Raw genomic sequence first — 13,218 nt, 5'->3', positions numbered from 1 at the left:
CCGTTATCGCGGCAAGGGTAGACTTGTTAGCGCAAACGGCAACCGCCGCTCAGGGCGTTTCTGCGCCTTCGCTTGACCTTGAGCAGGGGGCGGCACATCAATCAATTGCTATCTGACGCGTTCCGGAGACCTCCCCCTTGAAAGACACCCAATTGCCCAGTGCCGAGACAGTTCGCGAAGAAATTCTGCACCACATCACTTTTTCGATGGGCAAGGATCCCGATCACGCCTCGGTCTATGACTGGCGCATGGCGCTGTCTCTGGCGATCCGCGACCGGGTCGTGGCGCCGTGGTTCGCAGCGACACGGCGGACATGGGAAGAGGGGCGCAAGCGCGTCTATTATCTCTCGATGGAATTCCTGATCGGGCGGATGCTCGAGGATGCGGCGATCAACCTCGGTCTGCGCGCCACCTGCCGCGAGGCGATGGAAAGCTTGGGTCAGGACTGGGAGGCCGTGGTCGAGAACGAACCCGACGCCGCGCTCGGCAACGGTGGGCTAGGGCGGTTGGCCGCGTGCTATATGGAGAGCATGGCGACGCTGGGCTGCCCGGGCTACGGCTACGGCATCCGCTATGAACACGGCCTTTTTAAGCAGCGCTTCGAGGGCGGGCGTCAGGTCGAGACGCCGGAGGATTGGCTCAAGCAGCGCCACCCGTGGGAATTCGAGCGGCCCGAGGCGGCCTATGAGATCGGCTTCAAGGGCCATATCGAAACGCTGGACGGCAAGCCGCATTGGGTGCCGGGCGAGACGGTTCTGGCCGAGGCCTATGACATGCCTATCATCGGCTGGGAGGGCAAATGGGCGAACACGCTGCGGCTGTGGTCGGCCAAGCCCACCGAGCAGTTCGACCTCGCGAGGTTCAATCACGGCGATTACGCCGCCGCCGCCGAGCCCGAGGCGCTGGCGCGCACGCTATCCCGCGTGCTTTATCCCGATGACACGACCTATGCGGGCAAGGAATTGCGCCTCAAACAGGAGTATTTCCTGACCTCCGCCGCGCTGCAGGACATCATGCGCCGCCATCTGGCCGCCGGGCACACGATCGAGGAGCTGCCGGACTTCGTCGCGATCCAGATGAACGACACGCATCCGGCGATCGCGGGGCCGGAGTTGATCCGCATCCTCACCGACCTGCATGACATGGAGTTCGACGCCGCGCTCGAGATCACGATGCAATGTCTGGGCTACACCAATCACACGCTGTTGCCCGAGGCGCTGGAGCGTTGGGCGACCTATCTGATGGGCACCGTGCTGCCGCGCCATATGCAGATCATCGAGAAGATCGACAGCTGGCACCGGCGCAAATTCCCCAAACGCGCGCATTACGTCGGCATCGTGAAGCATCAGGAGGTGCGGATGGGAGAGCTGGCCTTCATCACCTCGCATAAGGTGAACGGGGTCTCTGCGCTCCATACCGAGCTGATCAAGCGCAACCTGTTTCCCGAATTGGACCGGCTGCATCCGGGGCGCATCATCAACCAGACCAACGGGATCACGCCGCGCCGCTGGCTGCGCATGGCCAATGGAGAGCTGTCGCATCTGATCATCGATACGATCGGCGATGGCTGGGAGGCCGATCTCGACAAACTGCGCGCACTGGAGCCCTATGCCGAGGATGCGAGCTTCCGCGAGGCTTTCATGGCCGCGAAACGGCGCAACAAGGTACATCTGGCAGATTGGGTGCGCGACACCCAAGGGATCACCCTCGACCCCGATGCGATCTTCGACATTCAGGTGAAACGGATCCACGAATACAAGCGCCAGCTGCTCAACATCCTGCAGACCATCGCCGAATGGCACGCGATCCGCGAGAACCCGCAGGCCGACTTCCAGCCCCGGGTGAAGATCTTCGGCGGCAAGGCGGCGCCGGGCTATCACACCGCGAAACAAATCATCCGGCTGATCAACGACGTGGCCGAGGTGGTCAACAACGACCCTTACGTCGATGGACGCCTCAAGATCGTCTATCCGCCGAATTACAACGTCTCCATGGCCGAGCGGCTGATCCCGGCGGCGGACCTGTCAGAACAGATTTCCACCGCCGGCAAGGAAGCCTCCGGCACCGGCAACATGAAGTTCGCATTGAACGGCGCGCTGACCATCGGCACGCTCGATGGCGCGAATGTGGAAATTCGTGAACAGGTCGGCGCGGAGAACTTCTTCCTCTTCGGTATGACCGCCGACGAGGTGATGGAGCGCCGCCGCGATCCCGAACATGCGCGCCACGCCATCCTTGCAAGCCAGCCTTTGCAGGACGTGCTGCAGATGATCGCCGAGGGGCGGTTTTCTCCCGAGGAACCGGAACGCTATCACGATCTTGTACATAATATGTGGCACAGCGATTATTTCCTCGTGGCTTCCGATTTCGACGCCTACGCGGCGGCCCAGAAAGAGGTGGACACAGCCTTCGCCGATCGCGCAGGCTGGGCGAAGATGGCTGTTTTGAACACCGCGCGGATTGGGTTCTTCTCCTCCGACCGGGCGATCAAGGGCTACATGGACGAGATCTGGACCACGCAATCGGCCCTGTGAACCAAGGAGCGCTATGACACTTTCCCGCGACGAGGCCGAAGCGCTTATCCACGCGCAACATCCCGATCCGTTTTCCCTGCTGGGGCTGCATGACGGGGAAATCGTGGCGCTGGTGCCCGGCGCGGAAGAGGTCTGGGCGCTTGGCAAGACAGAGGTCGCGTTGGAGCCCGTCGTGCCGGGGATCTTTAAAGGCAAATGGGCCGAAAAAACCTACCGACTGCGCGCCAAGCACGAGCAGACGACATGGGATTTCGACGACCCTTACGGCTTCGCACCGGTATTGGGGGAGATCGACGAATACCTGATCGGGGAGGGGACGCATACCCGGCTCTGGGAGAAGCTCGGCGCCCATGTGATCACCCATCAGGAGGTCGAAGGCGTCCATTTCGCGGTCTGGGCACCCAATGCGCGCCGCGTCTCGGTCGTGGGCGATTTCAATTTCTGGGACGGCCGCCGCCACCAGATGCGCCGGATCGGCGCGTCCGGCGTGTGGGAAATTTTCGTGCCCGGCATCCATGCAGGCGCGCTTTATAAATACGAGCTACTCGACGCGGAGGGGACGGTGCTGCCGCTGAAGGCCGACCCGGTCGGCTTCGGTGCAGAGCATCCGCCCGCGCAGGCCTCGGTCGTGCGCAAACTCGGGCGGCATCGCTTTGGCGACAGTGCGTGGTGTCAGACGCGCGCCGAGGCGCAGGAACGCCACGCGCCGATCTCGGTCTACGAGGTGCATCTCGGGAGTTGGATGCGGATCTGGGACGAGGGGGGCAGACCGCTTTCCTATCACGAACTGGCCGAGAAGCTGGTCGATTACGTCTGCGACATGGGCTTCACCCATATCGAGCTGCTTCCCATTACCGAACACCCGTTCGACGGCTCCTGGGGCTACCAGCCGATCGGGCTCTACGCGCCGACGATCCGCCACGGCCGCCCCGAGGAATTCGCGGAATTCGTGGATGCGGCGCATCGGCGGGGCCTCGGCGTGATCCTCGACTGGGTGCCGGGGCATTTCCCGACCGACGATCACGGGCTGAGACATTTCGACGGCACGGCGCTTTATGAACATGCCGACCCGAAAGAGGGCTTCCATCAGGACTGGAACACGCTGATCTACAATTACGGGCGGCGCGAGGTGTCGAACTATCTGCTGGCCAATGCGCTGTTCTGGTTGGAGGAATATCACCTAGACGGGCTGCGCGTGGATGCGGTGGCCTCGATGCTCTACCGCGACTACTCGCGCGCCGCGGGCGAATGGGTGCCCAACAAATATGGCGGGCGCGAGAACTTGGAGGCGATCGAGTTCCTGCAGAACATGAACGCGGCCTCTTATGGCGGCGCGGAAGGCATCATGACGGTGGCGGAGGAAAGCACCGCCTATCCCGGTGTCACGCGCCCCGCGCATGAGGACGGCCTCGGCTTCGGCTACAAGTGGAACATGGGCTGGATGAACGACTCATTGCGCTATTTCGCGCGCGATCCGCTCTATCGCAAGTTCCACCACAACGAGCTGACCTTCGCGAGTTCCTACATTTACAGCGAGAATTTCATCCTGCCGATCAGCCATGACGAGGTCGTGCACGGCAAGGGCTCGATGCTGGGCAAGATGCCCGGAACCGACCCCGAGAAATACGCCAATCTGCGCGCCTTCTACGCGTTCCAATGGGCGCATCCGGGCAAGAAGCTTCTCTTCATGGGGCAGGAATTCGGCCAATGGTCGGAATGGAGCCATGAGCGCGAGCTGGACTGGTATCTGCTCGACGATCCGCGCCATGAGGGGCTGCGCGCGCTGGTGCGCGACCTCAACCGGCTCTATCGCGAGACGCCCGCGCTGCATTGGGGCGATTGCGAGCCCGAGGGGTTCGAATGGATCGCCGCCGACGACTCCGAGGCCTCGGTCTTCATCTTCGAGCGTCGCGCGCCCGGGTCCGATCCGGTCGTGGTGGTCGCGAACCTGACCCCGGTCGAACACAGCTACCGCATCGGCCTGCCGCAGGACGGCGAGTGGTGCGAGATACTCAACACGGATTCCGGTTTCTACGGCGGCGAGAACCGCGGCAATCTCGGTGCGATCCGCGCCGAAGACCACGCGCAGGGCCGCTGCGCCCATAGCGCGGAGGTCTATTTGCCGCCGCTGTCAGTCGTGATGTTCACGCCCGCGTAAGCGGTGCCCAGAGGAGGGGGAGGAATATGAAACCACAGCCCAACACGCGCCTGAGCGCGCAGGCCATGGCCTTCGTGCTGGCAGGCGGCCGCGGCAGCCGCCTGAAGGAACTGACCGACCGGCGCGCGAAACCCGCCGTCTATTTCGGCGGCAAGACCCGGATCATCGACTTCGCCCTGTCGAACGCGCTCAATTCCGGCATCCGCAAGATGGCGATCGCCACGCAATACAAGGCCCATTCGCTGATCCGCCACATCCAGCGCGGCTGGGATTTCTTCCGCGCCGAGCGGAACGAATATCTCGACATCCTGCCCGCGAGCCAACGCGTGGCCGACAGCCGCTGGTATGCAGGCACCGCCGACGCGGTAGCGCAGAACATTGATATCATTGAAGATTATGGCGTGAAATACGTCATCATCCTTGCTGGCGACCACATCTACAAGATGGATTACGAGGTGATGCTGCGCCAGCATGTCGACACCAAGGCCGATGTCACGATCGGCTGTCTGACCGTGCCGCGGATGGAGGCGACCGCCTTTGGCGTGATGGCGATCGACAAGACCGGACAGATCACCGATTTCCTCGAAAAGCCCGCAGACCCGCCCGGGATGCCCGGCGATCCCGATCATGCGCTGGCCTCGATGGGGATCTATGTCTTCGACTGGCAATTCCTGCGCGAATTGCTGATCCGGGACATGGAAGACCCGAATTCGAGCCATGATTTCGGCCATGACCTGATCCCGCAAATCGTCAAACACGGCAAGGCGATGGCGCATAAGTTCTCGGATAGCTGCGTGACGACGGGGCTCGAGACCGAACCTTACTGGCGCGACGTGGGCACGGTGGATGCCTTCTGGCAGGCCAATATCGACCTGACCGATTTCACGCCGAAACTGGACCTCTACGACACCGAATGGCCGATCTGGACCTATGCCGAGATCGTGCCGCCCGCGAAATTCATCCATGACGAGGATGGCAGACGCGGCTCGGCAATCTCCTCGCTGGTCTCGGGCGACTGCATCGTCTCGGGCGCGGAGGTGCGCAATTCGCTGCTCTATACCGGCGTGCGCGCGCATAGTTTCGCGAGCCTGGAAGAGGCCGTCGTGCTGCCTTACGTCGATATCGGACGCCATGCGCGGCTGCGCCAATGCGTGATCGACCGCGGCGTGCATATTCCCGAAGGGCTCGTCGTGGGCGAAGACCCGGAGGAGGACGAGAAGTGGTTCCGCCGGTCGGAAGGCGGCGTCGTGCTGATCACGCAGACGATGCTCGACAAACGCGCGGCGGCATTGGACTAACGGGGGCAAAGAGCGGGGCGCTGCCCCGCGCCCCGGGATATTTGGAAAGAGCGAAGATATGAAACGCGTGCTCTCGGTTGCGTCAGAAGCGGTTCCGCTGATCAAGACGGGCGGTCTGGCCGATGTGGCAGGCGCCTTGCCCGCCGCGCTCAAAGGGCAGGGCTGGGAGATGCGGGTGATGATCCCGGCCTATCGCAGGATTCTGAAAAAGCTGAAATCACCGAAACCCGTATGGGAAAGCGAGAGCCTCTATGGCGGCCCGGCGCGTCTGGTGCTGGGCAAGGCGGGCGGCATGGAGGTGCTGGCGCTGCAGGCCGACCATCTGTTCGACCGGGACGGGGGCCCGTATTCGCAAGACGGGCGCGACTATCCCGACAATGCGGAACGCTTCGCCGCCCTCAGCTTCGTCGCCGCCGAGATTGCGCGCGAGGGTGCAGGCAAATGGCAGCCCGATCTGGTGCATTGCCACGATTGGCAGACCGGGCTCGTGCCGTGGTATCTGCGCGGCACCGGCATTCCGACGGTGATGACGATCCACAACATCGCGTTTCAGGGCCGGTTCGGCCGCGACAAGCTGGCGGCGCTCGGGCTGCAGACCTGGGATTTCACCCGCGAAGGCGTGGAATTCTGGGGCGATATCTCGACGCTGAAAGCCGGGCTGGTCGCGGCGAGCGCGATCACCACGGTCAGCCCGCGCTATGCAGACGAGTTGATGCGCGGCGAGTTCGGCATGGGGCTGGAAGGTGTCATTCAGGCGCGCGCGGGTGACCTGCACGGTATTCTCAACGGGATCGATCTGGATGTCTGGAACCCCGAGACCGATCCGGAAGTGAGCTCTTTCTCGGCGGCGAAACCCGGCGGAAAATCGAAGAACCGCAAAGCTTTGGAGGCCGAATTTGATCTCGATGTGCCGGGACCGCTGGCGATCCTGATCTCGCGCCTGACGCCACAGAAGGGTATCGACCTGATCGCACCTGCGCTCGGACCCTATCTCGAGGCGGGCGGCGGTCTTGCGGTGCTGGGATCGGGCGACGGTTGGGCGGAAGACGCGATGCGCGACCTTGCCGCGCGCCACCCCGGCCGGGTCGGCGTGAAGATCGGCTATGACGAGGCGCTGAGCCATCGGATGTATGCAGGCGGCGATGCGGTGCTGGTGCCGTCGCGCTTCGAGCCCTGCGGACTGACCCAGCTCTACGGGCTGCGCTATGGGTGCTTGCCGGTGGTCTCCGCCGTGGGCGGCCTCGCCGATACGGTGGTGGGCGCGACCCCTGCAACCGAGGCCGCAGGCGCATCGACCGGTATCGTCTTCCATCCCGTCGACGATCTCGCGTTGCGGCAGGCGCTGATGAAGCTGATCGCGCTACACGGCGATCGCAAGGGCTGGGCCGCGATGCAGCGCCGAGCAATGAAGACCGACTGGGGCTGGGACGGTTCGGCCGCACGCTACGCCGCTCTTTATGACGCGCTCCTCGGCCGATGAAGATTACTCCCGGAAAACCGGACCCGCTGGGCGCCACGCCCTGCGAGGGCGGCGTGAACTTCGCGCTGGCCTCGGCCTATGCCGAGCGGGTGGAGCTGTGCCTGTTCACCAAATCTGGCGAGCAGCGGATCGACCTGCCGGGGCGCACCGGGCCGACATGGCACGGCTTCGTTGCGGGTCTTAAGCCGGGGGCGCGCTACGGCTACCGGGTGCATGGGCCCTGGGCGCCCGAGGCGGGGCATCGGTTCAACCCGGCGAAGCTTCTGATCGACCCCTATGCGCGCGAGATCGACTCGAAGATCAGCTGGCAAGCCCCTATGCAATATGGGAAATCCAAGCCTGACCGGCGCAATAGCGCGAGCGTCACGCCGAAATCCGTGGTGGCCGAGATCGCGCGGCCCGAATGGGATCGGCCGCAGCATAGCTGGTCGGAGACAGTGATTTACGAGGCCCATCCCAAGGGGCTCACGATGACCCATCCGGACGTGCCCGAAGCCTTGCGCGGCACCTGGGCGGGGCTCGCCTCCGATCCGATCCTGTCGCATCTCACCGATCTCGGGATCACCGCGATCGAACTGCTGCCGAGCTGCGCCTTTCTCGATGACCGCTTCCTCGTCGAGAAGGGCTTGAGCAATTACTGGGGCTATCAGCCCATCGCCAATTTCGCGCCTGAGCCGCGCTATTCCGGCGCCGATCCGCGCGCCGAATTCCGCGAGATGGTGCGGCGCTTCCATAGCGCCGGGATCGAGGTGATCCTCGACGTCGTCTACAACCACACGGGCGAGGGCAATGCGATCGGGCCGATGCTCAGTCTGCGTGGGATCGACAATGCGAGCTATTACCGCCTGACGCCCGAGGGCGCCTACATCGACGAGACCGGAACCGGCAATACGCTGGACCTGTCGAACCCGCTCTGTCTGCGGCTCGTGATGGATTGCCTGCGCCATTGGGTCGAGGAGATGGGCGTCGATGGCTTCCGCTTCGATCTGGCGGCGACGCTGGCGCGCGGCACCTCGGGAGCGGTTGAGGCGCATGCACAATTTCTCACCGCGATTGAGCAAGATCCGGTGCTGCGAGGGGTGAAATTGATCGCGGAGCCCTGGGATATCGGGCCGGGCGGCTATTACCTGGGTGGCTTCCCGCATCCGTTCACCGAATGGAACGACCGCTTCCGCGACGATGCGCGCCGGTTCTGGCGCGGCGACCGGGGCATGGCGGGCGATCTGGCGCGTCGCGTCGCGGGCTCGGCGGAGATCTTCGACCAGATGGGGCGGCCCGCTACGGCCTCGGTGAATTTCATCACCGCCCATGACGGCTTCACGCTGCAAGACCTTGTTTCCTATGGCGAAAAGCAGAACCTCGCAAATGGCGAGGAAAACCGCGACGGCCATGACGCGAATTTCTCGGAAGCGCTGGAGAGCGTCGAAGCGCAGGCCCTGCGCAAACGCGCGCTGCTTGCGACACTGCTGATGAGCCAAGGCGTGCCGATGCTGCTGGCCGGTGACGAAATCGGCAATTCGCAGGGCGGCAATAACAACGCATATGCGCAGGATAACGAGATCGGCTGGATCGACTGGACCGTGCCCGACGACACTTTAAAAACATTCGTCAAGCATCTGATCCAGATACGAAAAGATCACCGCGTCCTGCGGCAAAACCGCTATCTGCACTCGCTGATCCGCAAGCAGGACGGGATGCGCGATCTGATCTGGCGGCTTGCCTCTGGTGAGGAACCCGAACCGCATGATTGGAACGATCCCGAGCTGCGTTGCATCGGCGTCGAGATTCGCGGCGCTGCCGAAGGTCCGGCCGGCGAGGCCGGCAGCGAGGCGGTCTACGTGATCCTCAACGCAGGCCCCGCGCGCGAAGTGAAATTGCCGCCGGGCCGCTGGACTCGCGCGCTCGATTCCGCCTTGCCCGGACAGAAAGCGGAACAAATCGACGGCCCCGAGGCTTGCCTTGCCGCACAATCCGTTCAAGTCTTTACCCGCGCCACAGTGCAGGAGAAATCATGACCCGCCACGCGACCCAGACCATCGACGGCCAGAAACCCGGCACCTCGGGGCTGCGCAAGAAAACCCGCGTTTTCATGCAGCCAAGCTACCTCGAGAATTTCGTGCAATCGACCTTCGACGCGATCGGCGGTGTGCGCGGCAAGACCTTGGTTCTTGGCGGTGACGGGCGTTATTTCGGACGGGAAGCGGCAGGCACGATCCTGAAAATGGCGGCCGCCAACGGGGCTGCGCGGGTGATCGTGGGGCAGGGTGCGTGGCTGTCCACGCCCGCCGCGTCGAACCTGATCCGGCAGCGCCAGGCGGATGGTGGGATCATCCTCTCGGCCAGCCACAATCCGGGCGGCCCGGAGGAAGATTTCGGCGTCAAATACAACAGCGCCAATGGCGGGCCTGCGCCGGAGTCGATCACCTCGGCGATCCACAAGCGCACGCAAGAAATCCGTGAGTATCATCTGCTCGATGCGGCAGATCCCGATCTGGACCGCCTTGGCGAGACGCCGCTGGGAGAGATGACGGTCGAAGTCGTCGATCCGGTGAGCGCCTATGCCGACCTGATGGAAACGATATTCGATTTCAATGCGTTGCGGGACGTCTTTAAAGCGGGCTTCCGGATGCGGATGGACTCGATGTGCGCCATCACCGGACCTTACGCAGTGGAGATTTTCGAGAACCGCCTCGGCGCACCGGCCGGGACCGTCACGCATGGCACGCCGCTGCCGGATTTCGGCGGCATGCATCCCGATCCGAACCCGACCTGGGCGCATGAGCTGATGGATGAGATGATGGGCGAAAGTGCCCCGGATTTCGGCGCGGCCTCGGATGGCGATGGCGACCGGAACATGATCCTCGGCGCGGGCACCTATGTCTCGCCGTCGGACAGTCTCGCGGTGCTGGCCGCGAACGCGCATCTCGTGCCGGGCTACAAGGACGGGCTGAAGGGTGTCGCGCGCTCGATGCCGACCTCTGCGGCGGCGGATCGGGTGGCCGAGGCGCTTGGCCTCGATTGCTACGAGACGCCGACGGGATGGAAGTTCTTCGGCAACCTGATGGATGCGGGGCGCGTGTCGCTCTGTGGCGAGGAAAGTTTCGGAACGGGCTCCGACCATGTGCGCGAGAAGGACGGGCTCTGGGCGGTGCTGATGTGGCTCAACATCCTAGCCGTTCGCAAGATGTCGGTGGCCGAGATCATGGCCGATCATTTCGCGCGCTACGGTCGCAACTACTATTCGCGCCACGATTACGAGGCGCTGCCGACCGAGCAGGCAGAGGCGATGCTGGACGATCTGCGCAGCCGCCTTGGAGAGCTGAAAGGGACGCAGGTCGAAGGACTTACGGTCGAAAGCTCAGACGAGTTTTCCTATACCGATCCGGTCGATGGCTCGGTCGCGGAAGGTCAGGGTTTCCGTATTCTGTTCGAGGGCGGCTCGCGCGTCGTGCTGCGTCTGTCGGGCACGGGCACCGAGGGCGCGACGCTGCGCGTGTATCTCGAGCGCTATGCGCCGGGACCGGATGGGCTGGACCATGATCCGCAAGGTGCACTCGCACCGATCATCCGGGCGACAGAGGCGCTAGTGGGCATCCGTGAACGTACGGGGCGCGAGAAACCCGACGTCATCACCTGATCCCATCAGGTGGCAAATCCTGTCGAAAAACAAAGTCGGGGGGCTGAAATCGCCCCCCGTTTTCATACCAGCGTTATACCGATAATCGGTATTATGTAAATTAACAGTGCAGTTTGACGCCCATTATGGGGTCAAAACCGTGCTCCCGACCGTTTTCCGGCCCTCCAGAGCCTCATGGGCAGCGGCGACATCCTCCAAAGAAAACGTCTGTGGCACGTCGATCTTGATCTCGCCTTTCCCAATCATCTCAAAGAGTTCTGCGGCGGAGTTGCGCAACCAGCCCGGTTGATCCGTGTGCTGGAACAAGGTCGGACGCGTCAGGAACAGCGAGTTGCGCGCCAGATCGCCGATCTTGAACTGATCCGCCGGTCCGGAGCTCTGTCCGAAGCACACCAGCGTGCCGAACCGCTTGAGCACATCGAGCGACGTCATCACCGTATCCGCGCCGACCGAGTCATAAACCGCGGCGACGCCCGCGCCATCGGTGAGCCGTTTGACCTCCGCGCCGAAATCCTCGGACCGGTAATCGATCACCGCGTCATAGCCGTGCTCGAGCGCCCGCGCGCATTTCTCAGGCCCGCCAGCCGTGCCGATCGCGCGCACGCCCTTGGCCTTCAGCCATTGTCCCGCGATCGAGCCGACGCCACCGGCCGCCGCATGGAAAAGCACGGTGTCGCCAGACTTTACGGGATATGAGTGATGGATCAGGTAATGCACGGTCAGACCTTTGAGCATCACCGCCGCCGCGACCTCATCGGAAATATCGTCCGGGATCGGCACAACGTTTTTCGCGGCCATCACCCGGTGGCTGGCATAAGCGCCGTTGGGCTGCGTATAGGCCACGCGCTGTCCGACCTGCAGATCGACGCCATCGCCGACCGCCTCGATTACACCCGCCGCTTCGCCACCGGTGATCAGATCGCTCTCGACGGGCCACGGATAGAGCCCCGTTCGGAAGTAAACATCGATGAAATTCAATCCGATAGCGGTATGTCTTAAAGTGACTTCGCCCGGACCCGGCTTGGGGACCTCGATCTCGATCTTGTGGAACTGGTCGCGCCCGCCGGGGCGCGAGATTGCCATCGCATAAGTCATGTTTTCCTCCCTGTTGCCGCGCAAAGGTACTGCGCGCGGCCCCGGCGTCAATCCGGGATCGGATGCGGCAGGAAGGCTCCGTTCATCTCTACGATCTCATCCCAGACGCGCAGCGCCAGTTCGCGCGGGCGCTCGCTCTCGCGGCGCACGAGGAACCAGTGGCGCATCAGAGGCAATCCCGGCGCCGGGATCAGCGCCAGGCGTCCGGTCTCCAGCTCGTCCGTCACCGTGTGCAGGCTGAGAAACGCGATGCCGAGACCCGCCATCACCGCCTGCTTGATCGTCTCGTTGCTGTCCATCTCCAGCGTGTCATAGAGCCGCCCATCGCCGACCCGGTCGAGCCAGCGCGACATCAGGATACGCGTCCCCGATCCTTCCTCGCGCGAGATGAAGGTCTCGCCGAAAAGCTGCTCCAGATCGTCGGCCTTGGAAATCAGCGGATGGTCCGGCGGCGCGACCAGCGCGTGCGGATGCTGGCCGATCGGTTCGGCCACGACGGGCGGATGGCGCGGCGGACGACCCATCACGGCGATGTCGAAACTGCCGCGCTCGATTCCCTCGATGATGGCCGAGCGGTTGCCCACGCGCAGCGCGACCTCGATCTCGGGATGGGCGTCTTGCAGCATCTTCACCAGCCGCGGCGCGAAATATTTCCCGGTCGAGACGACGCCCAGCGTAATCCGACCCACCTGCCCGCGCGCGATGGCGCTCAGCGTCGCCTCGGCCTGCGACAAGTTGTCCTCGATCCGCAGCGCGGTTTCGCGCAACGCCTTGCCGGCCTCGGTCAGCTCGGATCCCGCACCGTCGACGGCGCGCTGGATCAACTTCATCCCGACCGCATCTTCCAAACCCCGAATTTGCGTATGAATTGCGGGCGTTGTGAGGTTCAGGCTTTCCCCGGCGGCCGTCAGAGACCCACCCCGCGCCACCGCATCAAGCGCGCGCAATTGCTTCAGCGTTACAGCGTTCATCCGCATGTAGTTTCAATTTTCCTTAACGCATGTTCCCTTTATTTA

Annotated in this window: 8 protein-coding genes; 6 read left to right on the top strand and 2 right to left on the bottom strand. The window is 63.4% G+C overall.

Annotated elements, in window-relative coordinates:
• The first annotated feature begins 137 nt into the window (after positions 1-137).
• Genes BMI88_RS16170 through BMI88_RS16145 form a run of 6 tightly spaced genes read left to right on the top strand, consistent with a single transcriptional unit; the run spans position 138 to position 11,107 of the window.
• Entirely contained in the window at positions 138-2,534 is a 2,397-nt protein-coding gene (locus tag BMI88_RS16170) for a glycogen/starch/alpha-glucan phosphorylase (RefSeq protein WP_078550376.1), read from the top strand.
• Positions 2,535-2,547: 13 nt separating this feature from the next.
• The gene (gene glgB / locus BMI88_RS16165; protein WP_078550374.1) at positions 2,548-4,692 is read left to right on the top strand and encodes a 1,4-alpha-glucan branching protein GlgB; all 2,145 of its coding nucleotides are present in this window, start codon (positions 2,548-2,550) and stop codon (positions 4,690-4,692) included.
• A 26-nt stretch (positions 4,693-4,718) separates the two neighbouring features.
• Positions 4,719-5,990, top strand: coding sequence for a glucose-1-phosphate adenylyltransferase (gene glgC, locus BMI88_RS16160; RefSeq protein ID WP_078550372.1), 1,272 nt, complete (start codon positions 4,719-4,721; stop codon positions 5,988-5,990).
• A gap of 58 nt (positions 5,991-6,048) precedes the next feature.
• Positions 6,049-7,470, top strand: a complete 1,422-nt coding sequence (gene glgA, locus BMI88_RS16155; RefSeq protein ID WP_078550370.1) for a glycogen synthase GlgA — start codon at positions 6,049-6,051, stop codon at positions 7,468-7,470.
• Positions 7,467-9,485 carry a glycogen debranching protein GlgX gene (glgX, locus tag BMI88_RS16150; protein WP_078550368.1) on the top strand — a complete coding sequence of 673 codons (2,019 nt, stop codon included), beginning with the start codon at positions 7,467-7,469 and terminating at the stop codon, positions 9,483-9,485. Before glgA ends, glgX begins: the two co-directional genes overlap by 4 nt.
• Positions 9,482-11,107 (top strand): alpha-D-glucose phosphate-specific phosphoglucomutase, encoded by a 1,626-nt coding sequence (locus BMI88_RS16145; RefSeq protein WP_078550366.1) that lies wholly within the window; start codon positions 9,482-9,484, stop codon positions 11,105-11,107. The genes glgX and BMI88_RS16145 overlap by 4 nt, the downstream gene beginning before the upstream one ends.
• Before the next feature lie 123 nt (positions 11,108-11,230).
• Here BMI88_RS16145 and BMI88_RS16140 read toward each other — a convergent pair whose 3' ends face one another.
• Together BMI88_RS16140 and BMI88_RS16135 are read right to left on the bottom strand one after the other, a co-directional pair.
• Positions 11,231-12,202 carry a quinone oxidoreductase gene (locus tag BMI88_RS16140; RefSeq protein ID WP_078550364.1) on the bottom strand — a complete coding sequence of 324 codons (972 nt, stop codon included), beginning with the start codon at positions 12,200-12,202 and terminating at the stop codon, positions 11,231-11,233.
• Between the two features lie 47 nt (positions 12,203-12,249).
• A complete protein-coding gene (locus tag BMI88_RS16135; RefSeq protein WP_078540940.1) occupies positions 12,250-13,179 on the bottom strand; it encodes a LysR family regulator CbbR in 930 nt (309 codons plus the stop codon).
• Positions 13,180-13,218 lie beyond the last annotated feature (39 nt).

Source organism: Thioclava sp. F36-6 (assembly GCF_002020305.1).
Lineage (GTDB): Bacteria > Pseudomonadota > Alphaproteobacteria > Rhodobacterales > Rhodobacteraceae > Thioclava > Thioclava sediminum.
Note: the sequence above shows the minus strand (reverse complement) of the source record. Positions and strands in the feature narration are given on the sequence as shown.